The organism is Clostridium intestinale (assembly GCF_035905475.1).
Classification (GTDB): Bacteria; Bacillota; Clostridia; order Clostridiales; family Clostridiaceae; genus Clostridium_T; species Clostridium_T intestinale.
This window is the reverse complement of record NZ_CP121166.1, coordinates 3,896,339-3,914,028: the sequence shown is the minus strand read 5'-3', so window position 1 is coordinate 3,914,028 and position 17,690 is coordinate 3,896,339. Positions and strand designations below refer to the sequence as shown.

Below are 17,690 nucleotides of genomic sequence, written 5' to 3'. Positions count from 1 at the left end.
TCTATTTAATTCCTTCTCATTACTATTCTGTAGAACATTCTCCTCAATGCTCATTAAAGTCATAGATTGATAATTATGCACGTATTTCTCTGTAGGAGCTTCTTTTCAAGCTCCATAAAATTCATTCAATTATTATGCACATCTGACCTGTAGAAGGTGTTCCTTAACCTTCATTAGATTCCTTCTTCCTCAGCTTCATCAAAGTCATTTTCCTTAATTTATTGATGCTAGTATGGTTTTATGGACACATTTTAATAATTATTTATAATAAAGTTAAGAGAGGTGTGTTCAAGTGAGAAGAAAAACTTATACAGATGATTTTAAGAAGATGGTAATCGAAGTATACAATACCGGAAAACCAATTAAAGCGATATGTGAAGAATATGGCGTGTCAACAGCTACTCTGAATAACTGGACTAATAGTGTTCAAGTGAAAGAGAAAATCTCGAAAAAGCCTATTATAGCTAAAAAGAGTAAAGCTACTGAAGAAAAGAGTAAGGAAGACTCTAAAGAGTTCGCAAAATTAAAGAAAGAAAATGAACGAATTAAAATGGAACTTGAAATATTACACCAAAGGCGGGCTTTAGCCAAAAAAGCTATCGCCATATTCTCAAAGGACCAAGAGATATAATTAAATTTATTGATAATAATCATGGAATTTATCCAGTAAGACTCATGTGTAAATTACTGAATATGCCTAAGAGTACTTACTACCAATCTCATCACCATACTCCGTCCCGGAGGGAATCGGAAAACATAATATTGAAAGAAAGAATACTACAAATTTATAATGAAAACAAATGTAGATATGGTGCTCCCAAAATACAAAAAACTCTTGAAAAGTCAGGTACTTATATAAGTATTAAACGAGTTCAGAGATTAATGAAGGAGCTAAATATTCGTTCTATAGTAATTAAAAAATTTAGACCACCGAAATCTACTAAGAAAGTATTGGAAAGAGTAAACTTACTCAAACAGGATTTTAAAACTACCAAACTAAATGAAAAATGGGTAGGAGATATAACTTATATTCATACATTAAAGGACGGCTGGTGCTACTTAGCTTCTATATATGGACTTGTATACGAGAAAGATAGTTGGCTACTCATTTTCAAAGACTATGGATTCTTCTGTAGTAATAGCTGCTTTAGATAATGCATATAAAATCCAGAAGCCAACTGAATCGCTTATTTTCCACTCTGATCTTGGAGTTCAATACACAAGTACAGAGTTTATTAATAGACTAAAAAAATATGGAATAAAAGCTTCAAATAGCAGAAAAGCATGCCCTTATGATAACGCCTGTATAGAGTCTTTTCATTCTATTTTAAAGAAAGAACAAGTTAACAATGTTCAATATTATGATTATGAAAGTGCAAAGTTAGACTTATTTATTTTCATTGAGTCTTGGTATAACCGTAAAAGAATTCATAGTTCTATTGATTACATAACTCCGCAAATGAAAGAAGATCTTTTTAGAATGACAATTTGAGACTTAAAATGTGTCCAAGATATTGACCTAGGTCCATTATATTATTATGTTTAATAAGAAGTTAAGTACTTAAATAGAAAAATAGAAAAGTATTTAAATAGAAAAAAAGCTATTGCAAATTTAATTACAATAGCTTTAAGTTTATTAAAATGTTACATCTTTTAATATTAATCCTTTAGGTTGAGCTATAGGACCAGCCTCTGCTCTTCTTTTTTCATCTAAAATTCTCTTTACATCCTCTGGTTTAAGTTTTCCTTTTGCAACTTCTAAAAGAGTTCCTGTAATAATTCTCACCATATTTAATAAGAATCCATTTCCATTAACCTCAATTTCTATTAAACCATCATTTTCTTTTATGTCTATATAATTAATAGTTCTAACGGTAGATTTGGTATTAGGTTTTAGACTAGTAAAACTTTGAAAATCATTAGTTCCGATTAAATATTCAGCACCTTTTCTCATGTTTTCTAAATCTAATTTCTCATCAGTATGATATACATACTTTCTGTTAAAAACATTTCTAACTTTACTATTATATATTCTATAAATATAAGTTTTTGATTTAACATTATATCTTGCATGGAATCTCTCACCAGTATCTTTTATAGATTTTACTACTATGTCTTCTGGCAAAAAGTCGTATAGATATCCCATTATAGTATTGATACTATAATCGCAATTAGTGTGGAAGTTTGCTACATAATTCTCAGCATGAACTCCTGAATCTGTTCTTCCGCAACCTATTACTTGTATAGTTTCACCTGTCATTTTAGATAAAACATTTTCTAATTTTCCTTGTATAGTTAAGTCGTTATCCTTCTGTCTTTGCCATCCTTTATAGCGTGTTCCATCATATTGTATGATCATTTTTAAGTTTCTCATCTAATTCCACCTTTAGTCTATTTAGTATTTATTTAAAACAATAGCCTTATTATAAATTAAAATAGACTAAATTAATAGCTTATTTTTCGTGAATCATTGTATACATGTTTATCATTTCTGTTACAACATCTTTTAATGTGGCTGTAGTTAACAATTGATCTTCAGCATGCATAAATAATATAGAGAACTCAAGCTTTTCTCCTCTTGCTTCTTTTTGAACTAAATCAAAGTGTCCTTTGTGTCCTTCTTTTAAATGTTCTTCTGCTTTTTTTAATGTTTCTTTAGCTTCTTCTAACTTCTTTTCTCTTGCAAATCCTAAAGCTTCTATTATGTATGATTTTGCTGTACCTACTTCACTTATTATTTGAAATGCTGCTAATTGTAATTCTTCCATTATTGTTCCTCCTAAATGCTTTAATTATATTTGTGAAAAGATAACTTAGGAGAACAGCTTACGCCTATTCTCCTAAGATTTTATATTATGCAGTTACTTCTGGGTTATCTAAAGCTTCTTGTCTTTCTTTTTCTGCTACCTTGTTACCTACAACTACAAATGGGAAGTATATTAATGTAGCTATTGCTAAGTTTACTAAAGCAAGTATCATAGCGTTTATGCTTCCGTTAGTGTTAAAGAACGCTCCTAAACCTACTGGCATTGTCCATGGTGCCATGTTAGTTATTGGAGGAATAAATCCTATTGTATATGCGATTGTTGTAACTATAGCAAGTATAGGTTGTACAATTATATATGGTATAAATAGTACTGGATTAAGTATTATTGGAAGACCAAATAATATTGGTTCGTTTATTTGGAATATACCTGATGGTAAACCAAACTTCGCAACTTGTCTCCAGTCTGGACGTTTTGATGCTAAGAATATAGCTATTACAAGTCCTAAAGTTGCTCCAGTTCCTCCTAAGAATATATAAGAATCTATCATAGGCTTAGCCCACATATTGAAATGCTCTCCTGCTTTAACTGCAGCATCAACTGATCCATATTTTTGGAATAAGTCAACATTTTGAAGTGCCATAACTCCCATAACTGGGCTGTCTAGCGCTGACAATGCTAATGCTCCATGTACTCCAAAGAACCATAAGAATGCTGAGAAGAATACATATACAGCTCCTACTAATCCACCTGCATTAGTTAGTGGTGTAGCTATAAACTTAATTATAAGATCATGGAAATTCATACCGTTTCTTGATAATATAGTTGACAATGAACCTAATATAGTTAAAATTATAAATCCTGGGATTAATGAACTGAAAGAACGAGATACTGCTGGCGGAACGTTCGCTGGCATTTTTATTACCCATCCTCTTTTTACTATAAATGAATAAAGTTCTCCAACAAATAAACCTATAAGCATACCTGATATAACGTTTTGTCCACCAAAGAATGATGTTGAGAATCCTCCAACTGATTGAGTTAATTTAGATGCTACGTCTATTGTTATAACTCCATCTTTTATTAGGCTTGTATAATCAATGCCTATTGCAGCTGGTGTTAATGTTATGAATGAAACTATACCCATTAAACCAGTAGCTCCTTCATCAACATTGTTCTTTTTACCTATTTCACTAGCTAGCATATAAGGTATCATTAACGACATTATACCTATTGTTCCATTTATAGCAGCGTTACCGATGCTTTGGAATTGAGCAATAGACTTAACAGTGTCTTCTGATAATCTTATACCCATTTGATAGAAGAAAGTTCCTTCCCCAAAGTTTAAAAATACGTTGTTAATAAGTATAAACATAGCACCTATTAATGATAGCGGCATAAGTCTTAAGAACGCATTTTTAATTGCATTTAGATAGGCATTATTTCCTATCTTCATAGCTACTGGCACAACTTTTTCTTCCAGAACAGCAATTAACTTATTCATATTTAACCCTCCAAAATAATGTTTTTATATTTTAAAAATTTTATTATTACCCTAATAATTTCAATGCTTTTTCTAATACTGCGTTTCCATCCATTAACCCGTACATTCTCATTTCTATAACATCTACAGGCTTGTCTGGATAAATTTCTTTTATCGCATTTAAACGATATTTTATTTGCGGCCCAAGTAGTATTACGTCAGCTTCTTGTCCTCTTTCACTTACTTCTGCTTCTGGATATGCAAATATATCTACATCAATATTTTTGCTTTTAGCTGCTTCTTGCATCTTACTAACTAATAATGATGTTGACATTCCTGCCGAACAGAATAATCTAATTTTTTTCATATTAAAATCCCTCCCTTTTTAATAGATGATGTAAATGCTTACAAAACAATTATATATCCATATCTATTAAAAGTCAATATATTATTACATAAAAATATATACTTTTGTTTTTAAGAGATATACAATGCCATAAAATCAGAAAAATCGACATTAAAAACTAATGCCGATTTTTTGAAATATTAATCAACTAACTCATTATTTTCTGCAACTTTTTTATACCATAAACCACTTTTCTTAACACTTCTTTTAAAGTTGTTATCTAAATCAACTCTATAGAATCCATAGCGATTTTTATATGCATTAGTCCAAGACCAGTTATCTACAAATGTCCACATATGGTATCCAAAGCAATTAGATCCTTCCTCTATTCCTTTATGAAGCCATCTTAAGTGCTCAAAAAGAAACTCAATTCTATAATCGTCTTTAACCATTCCATTTTCATCTATAAATCTGTCTTCATCTTGAACTCCCATACCATTTTCTGAAATATACCAAGGTATGTTTTTATAGTTATTTTTAATGTTTACTGCTATATCATAGATAGCCTTTTCATATATCTCCCAGCCTCTATAGATATTCATTTTACGTTCTGGCCACTCATAGTTACCAAAAAATGTTTCTGGCATTAAGGCTTCACTTGGATCTACTGCCTTTTCTCTTGCTTTTATTCTACGTGGTTGGTAATAGTTAACGCCTAAATAATCCACTGTATTATTTTTGATCACTTCAAGATCATTTTCATGGATTTCTGGAATTATATCGTTATCTTTTATAATTTGAATTAATTCCTCAGGATATTCCCCTAATATTGATGGATCTAAAAAGCTTCTATTAAAGAATAAATCTGCAATATTTGCTGCTTTTACATCATCAGGATTATTTATATCTCTTGGATAAGAAGGTGTAAGGTTAAGTATTATTCCTATCTTTCCATCTTCAACATTTAGCTTATGAAATTCTGCAACTGCTTTAGCACTTGATAACATAGTGTTATATGCTACTTGAACAGCTCTTTTCATATCTGTTACTAAAGGATAATGGAATTGATATAGATATCCGCCTTCTACTGGAACTATAGGTTCATTATGAGTAGTCCAATATTTAACTCTATCAGAGAATAGTTCAAAACACTTACGTGCATATCTAGCATAAGCTTCTACTACTTCTCTACTTTCCCAGCCGCCTTTTTCTTGCATAGCTAAAGGCATATCAAAGTGATATAAGTTTATGATTGGTTTTATACCATTTTTTATTAGCTCATCTATAATATTATTATAGAATTCTACTGCTTTTTCATTAACCGCGCCATCACCATCTGGGATTAATCTTGACCAAGTTATTGATGTTCTATAAGAGTTAAAACCTATATCTTTCATTCTTTTAATATCTTCTTTGTACAAATTATAAAAATTTGATGTATCTTGTGGCCCTACTTGGTTAAAAAACTTTTCTGGATCGATTTCATACCAGTGATCCCAGATGTTTTTACCTTTACCATCTTTATTTGAAGCTCCTTCTGATTGAGGACCTGAAGAAGCTGCTCCCCATAAAAAGTTTTTTGGAAATTTATAATTCATTTATTTTCCCCCTTAAAAGTATATATTTTGGTTCAAATATTATTTTACGGTTAAATAATATCATACTTTTAATATAAAAGTCTATACTTTTAAATTTATGGTAAATATCTATTCTTATTTCATAAATTTTGTTATACTATAAATATAAACCATAATAAATATACTTTTGATATGATCAGGAGATTCATAATGCTAAAATATGTTGAGATTGCTAATGATATAAGAGATAAGATTTTGCAAGAAGTTTATATTCCAAATGAACAATTACCTTTTGAAAAGGATTTAGGCGAACAATATAAAGCTAGTAAAATGACTGTGAAAAAAGCTTTAGATATGCTTGTTGCCGAAGGTCTAATTGTTAAGAGACGTGGAGCTGGTACCTTTGTTAAAGATGTACAGATCAAAGATATTCAAAGATTATTACTTTCCAGTCAATTTGAAGGACTTACAGCTAGTAATTATAAACATGAAGTTACTAGCCAAGTAATTGAATTTGCAGTTATTCCAGCAAATGAGGATATTTGTGAAAAACTTAAATTAGAACCTGATTCTTTTGTTTATAAAATCATTCGTTTAAGATTAATAGATGGCAAACCTACTGTCATTGAAGAGACTTATATGCCTCTAGCACTTATGCCTAATTTTAAAAAATCTATTTTGGAAGGTTCTTTATATGAATATATTGAAGATACCCTTGGGTATAAAATTCAAAGTGCTCATAGAACTATACATGTTAGAAAAGCTACTCCTTTTGAAATAGAACATCTACGTTTAGAGGAAAATGACCCTATCGCTGATGTTCAACAGGTTGGATTTTTGGATAACGGACAGCCTTTTGAATATTCACTTTCATTTCATCATTACTCATTTTATGAATTTAAGACTGTTATTATAAAATAAAAAGAAGTAGCTTTACGCTACTTCTTCCCTATTTTAAATCTATTGATTACGCTAGTCACAATATATGCAAAAGCTCCTCCACTAGTGTCTATAAGTACATCTCTAACCGCTGGACCTCTTCCTGGTACAAAAGATTGATGAAATTCATCACTACACGCATATAAAAATACAAATGCTAATGAATAGTTCCAAGCCTTTCTTTTATCCATATACATTCTTAATACATTTAGCGTTAGAATATATAAAATAAAGTACTCAGTAAAATGAGCCCCTTTTCTTACAACAAAATTGGCTAAATTGCCTAAATGGCTGTTAAGATCTAATCCTAATACATTAAATATATATATTACTAGTTTACTTTGTTCATCTGATACATCCCCAGGCAATTGAGAAAAGATAAATATTACTATCATCCAAGCTACCCATAATATCCATCTTATCAACTTTCTGTTTTTGTCATTCATATAATCAACCCTTACTTTAGTTTTTTTATTATATTATATCTATCTCTTAATAGATAAGTAAAGGCTAAAGATATTAAACCCACTCCTAAAAATCTTGTAGAGTTTTTAACAAATAAAATCATCACCATCCCAAGTATTATAACCATTATATCTATTAAACACACGTTACTCTTCTTCATTATATCCACCCCACAATCTTCAATATAAATCACTATCCTTTAATAATTATAGCCTGTTTCTCTATGATTGTTTATTAAATCAACCTTAAATTTACAGTTTACTGTAAAAAGATTGAGAGGTGGCCCCTTAAAACACTCTTTCTTTTTCCATAACTAGTGGATGCTTGTCTAAACCTTTTAAAACTTCACCTTTTTCCACATGACCATATTTATCAATAAGAACATTCTCTAAGCTAGCATCTTCTGCTATTATTACATTTTGAAAAATAATACAGTCTTTTAGTTTGGCATTTTTTCTTATATGAACACTTCTAGAAATAACACAATTTTCTACGCTTCCTTCTATATAACATCCATTAGCTATTATAGAATTTTTAACATCACTATCTTTAGTATATTTTGTTGGTCCTCCATCTTTAGTTTTTGTATATATTGGACCATTATCAAAAAACAACTCTGTATTTATCTTTACATTTAATAAATCCATGTTAGCCTTATAATAAGAACCCAAAGAATCTATACAACTTAGGTATCCTTTAAATTCATAAGCATTTACTTTAAGCTCATCTAACTTTTCATAAATAGCTTTTTTTATTTTTCTATACTTACCGGTCTTTATACAATCATAAATTATCTCTATAAATAAATCTTTTTTCAAAAGAAACATTTCCATACATATATTAAGTTCTTTATTACTTCCAATATTTTTGCCTACACTTCTTACTCTATTTTCCTCATCTATGCTTAATGCATCACAATTAATAAAACTACTATCACCATTATTTATTTTCTTATAAACTACTGTAACATCTGAGTTATTATTCTCATGATATTCACTAATTTTACTAAAATCTATATTACAAATCATATATGATGGAGCCATTAGTACATATTCTTGTCTACTGAACTTAAAAAACTCAATATTGTTTGCGAATATATGCACGTCATCATAGTATAAATCGTCATCTGAAAAATTAAAAACTCTTAATCCATCTATCTTTCTATGCAAGTCCCAAGGTCTTCCGTTACTTAAGTGATCTATTAAGGACCTTGATTTGTTTTTTGTGAAAATCCCTATATTGTTGATACCAGAATTAGTCATATTAGAAAGTATAAAATCTATGATTCTATATCTTCCCGCCATAGGTACAGATGCCAATGGTCTGGTTCTAGTAAGTTCATTTATTCTTCCCTCATTTTCATCTAGGTTAATAATTCCCATGTAAGTTTTCAAAATCCCACTCCCTTTATCTATATAAACATTAGGTTTATTCCATTATGGTACCACTTTTAATATCTTCTTTTGCTGGTATTACAGTTATCTTGTTTCCATGCCCTATTCTACATTCTCTTCTAATTGTTACATTATTTCCAACTATAGCTTTATCGATAATTACATTTTCACCTATTTTAGTATTTGGCATTATTACAGAGTTTTTTATCACTGTATTTTTACCTACAAAAACTCCAGGAAATAAAACTGAATTTTCTACTTCTCCATGAACTATACACCCCTCTACTACCAAGGAAGATTTTACACTAGCATGTGGTCCTATATATTGAGCTGGCCTTACTGGATTAATAGAATATATTCTCCATTCATTGTCATATAAATTCAATTCATTATCATCTTTTAATAAATCCATATTAGCTTCCCAAAGACTTTCTATGGTGCCAACATCTTTCCAATATCCTTCAAAAGGATATGCCATTAACTTCTTACCTTGCTCTAGCATTTTAGGTATTATATTTTTTCCAAAATCATTATTAGAGTTTTTATCAGCTTCATCCTCTTTTAATAGTTTTTTTAATGTTCTCCAGTTAAAAATATATATTCCCATAGATGCCTTAGTGCTTTTAGGTTCAGCTGGTTTTTCTTCAAATTCATATATACTTAAATCCTCTCTTGTATTCATTATTCCAAACCTAGATGCCTCTTCTAAAGAAACGTCAATAACTGCAATTGTTACATCTGCTTCATGTTCTTTATGGAAATCTAACATTTTTTCATAATCCATCTTATAAATGTGATCACCTGAAAGTATCAACAAATATTCTGGATCATGGTCATCTACAAAAGGTATGTTTTGATATATAGCATTAGCAGTACCCTTATACCAATTTCCGCCCTTTTCTTCTTGATAAGGTGGTAGAATATTTACCCCCCCATCTCTTCTATCCAAATCCCAGGGGTCTCCTATTCCTATGTGAGAGTTTAATTCTAGTGGTTGATATTGTGTAAGCACACCTACCGTGTGAATATTAGAATTAGAGCAATTGCTTAGAGTAAAATCGATAATTCTGTATTTTCCTCCAAATGGTACAGCTGGTTTTGCCAACTTTTTAGTTAATACTCCTAACCTAGATCCTTGTCCACCAGCTAAAATCATAGCAATAATATTTTCTTTGACCATTTTATAACCTCCCTTTCTAATGATGTTTTTCCCTAATAGATAAATTTATCAATCTATTTTATTATCATTTGTTTAAACATATCCTCATTACATTTTTTCCCATATGCTCTAATTATAGCAACATAACTGTATTACTTCAATAAGCTTTTCTGGATTTATATGGTAAGTGAACTTTTTTACATATCCTTCATTTATGAAACGAATTCATAAATAAAAAGAGAGTACTACTAGGCTTTAATTAGTACTCTCATAAATGTTAACTACGCTCAGTTAAGAACTTTGAAACATATGCCAAGGATTCTTCTATCAAATCTTGTCCATTTTCTAACTCTTCCATTTTTTTCTCTAAAGAAAACATACGTTGATCTAACAGAGTTATCCTATCTTTAACATCATTTAAAATTTTACTTTCATAATTAATTTGATTGCCATATTCATCTAAATAAATGTGTTCTGGAGGTCCACCACATTCTACGCATTTTAAATATATACCCTCTTTATCTCTATCTCTAAATATTTTAAATGTATCATTTCTACACCTAGAGCATTCTGATAATAAAGTATAATCATAATAACTCACATCTATTTCATAATTACTTCCACATTCTTTACAAGTTAATATTAATTTTTCATCCTTATTTTCTAAATAAAAACTATTTCCACTGCATCCTTCCTTTTCACACACCACAGTTCTTATCACAAATATCACCTCCTAGATATTTAATATGTTCATTTTAATATATTTATTCCTATATATTTATGTCAGCTAAGTATTTTTAAAAATCAAAAAGAGCCAACTTTAAAAGCTGACTCTCTAGCTATAGGTGAATTTTAATGGAGGATATACTTAACGCTTAATTTTATATTTTATCGCTAGTAAATAAATAAAAAGTGTTAAGTTTATTAAATATAGTATACTCTAATTGATAATTATTTTCAATACATTATTTAATAAAAAAAGTTATAATGTAACTATAATGTTTTATGTAAAGGAGTTTATTTATGGTTGATACTAAAAGAGAAAATTATATATCTTGGGATGAATATTTCATGGGGATAGCTCTTATCTCCTCATTAAGAAGTAAGGATCCTAATACTCAAGTCGGCTCTTGCATAGTTAATTCTGACAATAAAATAATCGGAATAGGTTATAATGGACTTCCTAAAGGTTGCTCTGATGATGATTTTCCTTGGGGGAATTCCGGAGATTTTTTGCAAACAAAATACCCATATACCTGTCATGCCGAACTAAATGCTATATTAAACAGCATAGGTACTAGCTTAGAGAATTGCAAAATATATACTACCCTTTTCCCTTGTAATGAATGTACTAAAGCACTTATACAGGTTGGAATAAAAGATATAATATATCTTTCAGATAAATATTCAGTTACTGATATAGTAAAGGCATCTAAACGTATGCTTAATACTTCAAACGTCACATTCACTAAATTTCAAACAAACAGAAAAGATTTATTTATTTCTTTTGAAAATATGGAGGATACAAAATGAGTGCACAAAAAAAGAATGAACTTGAACTATCAAAAGAAAAAAGAGAAGAGATGATCTCTTTGATTAAAACTTATTTCTATAATGATAGAGATGAAGAAATAGGTGACTTAGCAGCAAGTTTAATTTTAAACTTCATTGTGGATAAACTTGCTCCTGAATTTTATAATCAAGGAGTTCTTGATTCATATAAATATATGGGAAATTCAATTGAAGATTTATTATCTATCCAAAGATATTAAAAAAATTACTATGAGAATTAAAAGCTCATAGTAATTCTTTCTTTTATTCTAATATTACGCCTTCAAGTGGTTTTAATGCCAAATTCCCATTTATTATAGGTTTTCGGATATTAGTAAGAAGGTCTTTTTTGTATATAACTTTACTTTTCTCAGGAAGTACAACTTCCTTTTCTTCAGATAGGTTTCTATTAACAGCTATACATAGATATTTATTATTTAAAATTCTTCTAAATAATAAAATATCTTCTTCTGAACTAATAAATTCTATATCTCCATTTATCAATTCTTCATTTTCATTTCTAATAGAAACCATCTTTTTATACATATAGAAAATTTCTTTATCTTCTTTTCCCCATGGAAATGTCTTTCTATTATCAGGGTCTTTTCCTCCTGTTAGTCCTGCTTCATCACCATAATATATAAGCGGAACCCCTACCATAGTCATTTGAATAACTAATGCTAGATTAATCAAATCTTTTCCACCTAATGAAGTTAAGATTCTCTCCGTATCATGGTTTCCTAAGATATTCATAAGGCTATAAAAATTTTCTTTTGGATAATTCTCTTTTAAACTTAAAATAATTCTAGAGAACCTATTAGAAGTAATATCTCCTCTTAAGAATGCAATTAATGCATTCTTTAATGGATAGTTAGTAACTGAATCCAGCTCCTTACCAAGAAAATATCTTCTTTTTACTCCATAGCTAACCTTATTAGATGCATCTTCCCAAACCTCACCTATTATAACCCCATCTGGATTTTCTTTTTTAACTCTCTCCCTTAAGATCTCAATAAATTCGTCTGGAAGCTCATCTGCTACATCCAATCTCCATCCATGTACACCTAAACTCATCCACTTAGATATAACAGACTCCTTATTTCTTATAATATAATCTAAGTATGTTGGATTCATTTCATTTACATTTGGCAAATCTTTTATTCCCCACCAACACTCATAGTCATCTGGATAATTATAAAATCTATACCAATCATAATAAGGTGAATCCTTTGACTCATAGGCACCTAAAGAATTTTCATTTTTATACTTATTAAAGTATATAGAGTCCTGTCCAGTATGAGAGAAAACACCATCTAATATTATCCTTATACCTCGTTCTCTAGCTTTTAGGCATAATTCTTTAAAAATCTTTTCATCTCCGAACATCTCATCAATTTTTTTGTAGTCCCCTGTATTATATTTATGATTTGAGGAAGCTTTAAATATAGGATTAAAATAGATTATAGTAACACCTAGACTTTTCAAATAATCCAGCTTATTTATTACACCCCTTAGGTTTCCTCCATAAAAATCCCATCTTGCTATATCTCCATTGTTGTCTTTTATATACATAGGTTCATCATCCCACCTACCATATATAAAAGAGTTTTTCTTAGGATTACTAACCAAACCATTTTCATTGCCATTATAGAATCTATCTACAAATATTTGATATATTACCCCATGTTTATACCAATTAGGTACTAAAGCTTCTTCATAAACTGTTATCTGAAATCCCTTAGGATTATGATAATATATTTGACCTTCTCCACCTAATTCTTCTTCATTATTCCCGTAATAAACTATATCCTCATTAATCTTAAATGAAAAATAATATTTAACAACTCCAACTTTATTAAGCTCCAAAACTATTGAATATTTCTCTTTTCCATACTCTAAAGTTCGCCTATTCATGGGTATAATTCTCATATCATTATTGAAATCAATAATATTTAGAAAAACCTCATGAATATTTACTTGGGATTCTAAAAATAATTCTACTTTTGTATCTACTCTCACTGCTCCAAAGGGTTTTCTAAAGCTTAAGTCTTGAGAGTTATGATATATAGTTACATTATCCATACTCACTATCCTCTCATATTGATTTTATAAATTTTTATATAAATATCCTGATCCCCATATACCTGTAGCATATTCTTTTATGGTTCTATCACTTGAAAAAATACCTGAGTGAGCTATATTAACACAACTCATCTCCTGCCACTTCTCTTTATTTTTATATAATTTGTCTACTTTGTCTTGAGCTTCAATATAAGAATCAAAATCTTTTAAGACAAAAAATTCATCATTATAATTTAATAAATTTTCATAAATAATTCTGAATCTATCCTTTTCATCATGATAAAATCCATTTACAAGTTGATCAGTTATCTTTATTAATCTTTCATCGCCATTTCGTGTATCCCAGGCCGAATACTTTCCATGCCTATAATACTCTAACACTTCCCTCTCTGTTAATCCAAAGATGACTATATTATCATCTCCAACCTCATCTCTAATCTCCACATTTGCTCCATCAAGAGTAGCTATTGTTATAGCTCCATTCATCATAAACTTCATATTGCTTGTTCCCGAAGCCTCTTTTGTAGTTGTTGATATTTGTTCACTTACTTCTGTAGCTGGTACTATATCTTCAGCTAAGGATACCCTGTAGTTCTCCATAAAAACTATTTTCATTTTATCTGAAACTCTAGGATCATTATTTATTTTGTCTGCTAGTGCAGTTATAATCTCTATGGTCTTTTTCGCTAAATAATAAGCTGGCGCTGCTTTTCCTGCAAATATAAAAGTTCTTGGAGCTATATCAATACTTGGATTTTCTAATAGCTTATTGTATAAATCCATTATCCTAAGGGCATTTAAAGTTTGTCTTTTATATGCGTGAATTCTCTTTACTTGAACATCGAAAATAGAGTTAGTATCTACTACTATTCCCTGATTATCTTTAATAATCTTCGCTAACTTTTGTTTGTTTTCATTTTTTATTTTAAATAAACTTTCTTTAACAAAACTATCATTTTTAAACCTTTCAAACTTCTCCATATCCGTTGGATGTTTAATCCAACTTTCTCCTATAGTTTCATTAAGCAATTTAGTTAACTTAGGATTTGCTTTTATTAACCACCTTCTATGAGTAATTCCATTTGTTTTATTGTTAAACTTTCTAGGATACATGTAATAGAAATCAGACATTTGCTGATTTTTTAAGATTTCTGTATGAAGTTTTGCAACCCCATTAACACTATGGCTACCTACTATAGCTAAATGAGCCATTCTTACATACCCATCCCCTACTATAGCCATTTGAGATATCTTATCCCACTGCCCTTCATACTTACTCCATAACTTTCTTGTAAATCTTTCATTTATTTCTTCTACTATCATAAAGATTCTAGGCAATAACTTCTTAAACATATCTATTGGCCATTTTTCTAAAGCCTCTTGTAAAATAGTATGATTAGTATAAGATACAGAATTTGTAGTTATTCTCCAAGCATCTTCCCATGAAAGGCCTTCTTCATCTAATAGTATTCTCATAAGTTCTGGAATAGCTAGAGTTGGATGCGTGTCATTTATGTGTATTGCTATTTTTTCATTTAATAAACATAAATCTCCTAGATGTTTTTTATAATGTCTAATTATACTTTGTATACCTGCTGATACAAAAAAGTACTGTTGCTTAAGTCTTAATATTTTTCCCTCATAGAATGAATCATCTGGATAAAGAACTTGAGATATAGCCTCCACTGAGTTCTTATATTCTATAGCTTTTAAAAATTCTCCTCTACTGAAAGATGAAAAATCAAACTCATTTACTACAGGTTCAGCACTCCAAAGTCTCAATGTATTTATTACTTCATTCTCAAAACCTACTATTGGAGTATCATATGGAACTGCTAATACAGGCTCATAATTAATATGAGTGAAGGTCAATCTTCCTCCTATATACTCAGTTTTTATTTCTCCTCCAAATTTCACAACCTCAGCCTTATCTGTTTTTTTAATCTCCCATACATTGCCTTCTCTTAACCATTTATCAGGAGATTCGACCTGAGAGCCTTCTATTATTTTTTGTTCAAAAAAGCCGTACTTATATCTTATTCCACACCCATTACCAGGTATCTTTAAAGATGCCATAGAATCTAAAAAGCAAGCTGCTAGTCTTCCTAAACCACCATTACCTAAGCCTTGGTCCTGTTCAAGATTTTCTAAATCTTCAAGGTCTACTCCTAATTCCTTTAACGCTTTTTTACAAACATCTCTTATTCCAAGATTTAATAAACTATTTCCTAATAGCCTTCCTAAAAGAAATTCCATAGAAAAATAATATACTTGTTTCTCTTTCTCTCTGTTATATCTTTTATTAGTTTCTATCCACATTCTAGATACGTAATCTCTAATTAAGCTCCCTAAGGTTTCGTATTTATTTAAATTAGTCCCCTCATCTAAGTCTTTTCCGTGTAGTTCTATAAATTTTTGTATATAATCTTTTTTAAATCTATCTTTGCTTATTGTGAGCATGGTCATCACTCCCGTAATATTATTTAAGTATTAACCAATTCCTTATACATATCTAGATATACTTTAGCTGATTTTGTCCAACTATTATCAGTATTCATAGCTTCCCTAACTAACCCCATCCATATTTCTTTATTCTTAAAACATTCTAAAGCAGTGGTTGTGGCTTCTAAAAACTCATTCGAGTTGAAATTTCTAAAAGTGAACCCTCTGCCAGTTCCCTCATATTTATTATATGGTATTACAGTATCTTTAAGTCCCCCTGTCTCTCTAACTACAGGTATAGTACCATATCTTAAAGCAGTTAACTGTCCAAGACCACATGGTTCAAATAATGATGGCATAAAAAATATATCTGAAGCTGCATATATCTTATGTGCTAAAGCATCATTAAATTTAATATTTGTAGATACCTTTTCTGGATATCTATAGTGTAAGTTTCTAAAATGCTCTTCGTAGATATTATCCCCAGTACCTAAAATAACTAGTTGCACATCATCCTTTAATATCCTGTCTGCAATATCTATAACTAAATCAATTCCCTTTTGGCTTGTTAATCTTGATATTATAGATATCATAGGCACATCTTCTCTTACGGGAAGATTTAACTCTGACTGAAGCAATTTCTTATTTAGAATCTTTTTACTTATAGTCTCAAAACTGTAATTTTCATATATACTTTTATCTGTTTCAGGGTCATAGCTCTCATAATCAATCCCGTTTAGTATGCCAATTAGTTGATGGTTTCTACTTCTTAAGAGCCCATCTAATCCTTCCCCATAATACTCTGTTTGTATTTCTTCTGCATAGCTAGAACTAACTGTTGATACTTTATCACAATAATTAATTCCACCTTTCATAAAGGATACCCCACCATTAAATTCTATGCTTCCATTGTTATATGGTTCCATATCATAACCAAAGAGCTCCGGAAGAATGTTAGGATCAAAAACTCCCTTAAACAATAAATTATGAATACTGTATACTGATTTAATTCCACTATAAAAACTATCCTTTGAATACTCTAATTTTAAAAGCATAGGAATTAACCCACTCTGCCAATCATTACAGTGAATTACATCTGGTTTAAAATCTAACTCCTTCATAGCTTCCACTACTGCTCTATCGAAAAATGCAAATCTTTCTCCATCATCATAATAACCATATAATCCATCTCTTGAAAAATACTGCTCGTTATCTATAAAATAATATCTTACACCTTTTATATCATATTCAAAAATCCCACAATATTGCCTTCTCCATCCAACCTGTACCATAAACCACTTTACGAATCTCAATTTATCTTTATATTCACTCTTCAAATTCTTATATTTAGGTAATATTACCCTAATATCTACCCCTTCTTTATTTAGCTCTTTTGGCAAGGCACCTGCTACATCCCCTAGACCACCTGTTTTTATAAATGGATCTGCCTCAGAAGTTACAAACAATATTTTCATAAAATACCCTCC

At 30.0% G+C, this 17,690-nt stretch carries 16 protein-coding genes and 1 pseudogene; 4 read left to right on the top strand and 13 right to left on the bottom strand.

Translation table 11 applies throughout. The features are described from left to right. The first annotated feature begins 292 nt into the window (after nt 1–292). Nucleotides 293–1,492: pseudogene (locus P8F83_RS19925) on the top strand (IS3 family transposase). Between the two features lie 144 nt (nt 1,493–1,636). On the opposite strand, the gene truA reads toward P8F83_RS19925, so the two are convergent. The 5 genes from truA to P8F83_RS19900 all read right to left on the bottom strand — a co-directional run bounded on the left by truA (nt 1,637) and on the right by P8F83_RS19900 (nt 6,192). Next, nucleotides 1,637–2,374 (bottom strand): tRNA pseudouridine(38-40) synthase TruA, encoded by a 738-nt coding sequence (truA, locus tag P8F83_RS19920; RefSeq protein ID WP_238907618.1) that lies wholly within the window; start codon nt 2,372–2,374, stop codon nt 1,637–1,639. A gap of 79 nt (nt 2,375–2,453) precedes the next feature. Then, complete coding sequence (locus P8F83_RS19915; protein WP_326512390.1) at nt 2,454–2,768, bottom strand: PTS sugar transporter subunit IIA; 315 nt, start codon at nt 2,766–2,768, stop codon at nt 2,454–2,456. 85 nt (nt 2,769–2,853) lie between these two features. After that, nucleotides 2,854–4,269 (bottom strand): PTS cellobiose transporter subunit IIC, encoded by a 1,416-nt coding sequence (celB, locus tag P8F83_RS19910; RefSeq protein ID WP_073022845.1) that lies wholly within the window; start codon nt 4,267–4,269, stop codon nt 2,854–2,856. A gap of 46 nt (nt 4,270–4,315) precedes the next feature. Next, nucleotides 4,316–4,615: a PTS sugar transporter subunit IIB gene (locus tag P8F83_RS19905; protein WP_021803800.1), complete on the bottom strand. Its 300-nt coding sequence runs from the start codon at nt 4,613–4,615 to the stop codon at nt 4,316–4,318. 179 nt (nt 4,616–4,794) lie between these two features. Then, nucleotides 4,795–6,192 (bottom strand): glycoside hydrolase family 1 protein, encoded by a 1,398-nt coding sequence (locus P8F83_RS19900; RefSeq protein ID WP_326512389.1) that lies wholly within the window; start codon nt 6,190–6,192, stop codon nt 4,795–4,797. Nucleotides 6,193–6,381: 189 nt separating this feature from the next. Between P8F83_RS19900 and P8F83_RS19895 the strand changes: the two genes are divergently transcribed. After that, on the top strand, nt 6,382–7,092 hold the full coding sequence (locus tag P8F83_RS19895) for a GntR family transcriptional regulator (RefSeq protein WP_021803801.1): 711 nt from the start codon (nt 6,382–6,384) through the stop codon (nt 7,090–7,092). 17 nt (nt 7,093–7,109) lie between these two features. On the opposite strand, the gene P8F83_RS19890 is transcribed toward P8F83_RS19895, so the two are convergent. From P8F83_RS19890 to P8F83_RS19870, 5 genes are all read right to left on the bottom strand, one after another. Further along, complete coding sequence (locus P8F83_RS19890) at nt 7,110–7,556, bottom strand: VanZ family protein (protein WP_326512388.1); 447 nt, start codon at nt 7,554–7,556, stop codon at nt 7,110–7,112. Between the two features lie 11 nt (nt 7,557–7,567). Next, the gene (locus tag P8F83_RS19885; protein ID WP_181602102.1) at nt 7,568–7,735 is read right to left on the bottom strand and encodes a hypothetical protein; all 168 of its coding nucleotides are present in this window, start codon (nt 7,733–7,735) and stop codon (nt 7,568–7,570) included. Between the two features lie 127 nt (nt 7,736–7,862). Next, a complete protein-coding gene (gene glgD / locus P8F83_RS19880; RefSeq protein WP_181602101.1) occupies nt 7,863–8,969 on the bottom strand; it encodes a glucose-1-phosphate adenylyltransferase subunit GlgD in 1,107 nt (368 codons plus the stop codon). 34 nt (nt 8,970–9,003) lie between these two features. Continuing rightward, nucleotides 9,004–10,149, bottom strand: a complete 1,146-nt coding sequence (locus P8F83_RS19875) for a glucose-1-phosphate adenylyltransferase (protein ID WP_021803803.1) — start codon at nt 10,147–10,149, stop codon at nt 9,004–9,006. Nucleotides 10,150–10,405: 256 nt separating this feature from the next. Then, the gene (locus P8F83_RS19870; protein ID WP_021803804.1) at nt 10,406–10,849 is read right to left on the bottom strand and encodes a hypothetical protein; all 444 of its coding nucleotides are present in this window, start codon (nt 10,847–10,849) and stop codon (nt 10,406–10,408) included. A gap of 302 nt (nt 10,850–11,151) precedes the next feature. Here P8F83_RS19870 and P8F83_RS19865 point away from each other — a divergent pair, with 302 nt between their 5' ends. Continuing rightward, a complete protein-coding gene (locus P8F83_RS19865) occupies nt 11,152–11,661 on the top strand; it encodes a deoxycytidylate deaminase (protein WP_326512387.1) in 510 nt (169 codons plus the stop codon). Further along, nucleotides 11,658–11,900: a DUF2164 domain-containing protein gene (locus P8F83_RS19860; protein WP_326512386.1), complete on the top strand. Its 243-nt coding sequence runs from the start codon at nt 11,658–11,660 to the stop codon at nt 11,898–11,900. Before P8F83_RS19865 ends, P8F83_RS19860 begins: the two co-directional genes overlap by 4 nt. A gap of 43 nt (nt 11,901–11,943) precedes the next feature. Here P8F83_RS19860 and P8F83_RS19855 read toward each other — a convergent pair whose 3' ends face one another. The 3 genes from P8F83_RS19855 to glgA are packed head-to-tail and all read right to left on the bottom strand — an operon-like array spanning nt 11,944 to nt 17,678. Beyond that, entirely contained in the window at nt 11,944–13,761 is a 1,818-nt protein-coding gene (locus tag P8F83_RS19855; RefSeq protein WP_326512385.1) for a glycoside hydrolase family 13 protein, read from the bottom strand. Nucleotides 13,762–13,785: 24 nt separating this feature from the next. Beyond that, nucleotides 13,786–16,221: a glycogen/starch/alpha-glucan phosphorylase gene (locus P8F83_RS19850; protein ID WP_326512384.1), complete on the bottom strand. Its 2,436-nt coding sequence runs from the start codon at nt 16,219–16,221 to the stop codon at nt 13,786–13,788. A 23-nt stretch (nt 16,222–16,244) separates the two neighbouring features. Next, nucleotides 16,245–17,678, bottom strand: coding sequence for a glycogen synthase GlgA (gene glgA / locus P8F83_RS19845; protein WP_326512383.1), 1,434 nt, complete (start codon nt 17,676–17,678; stop codon nt 16,245–16,247). Nucleotides 17,679–17,690: the final 12 nt, after the last annotated feature.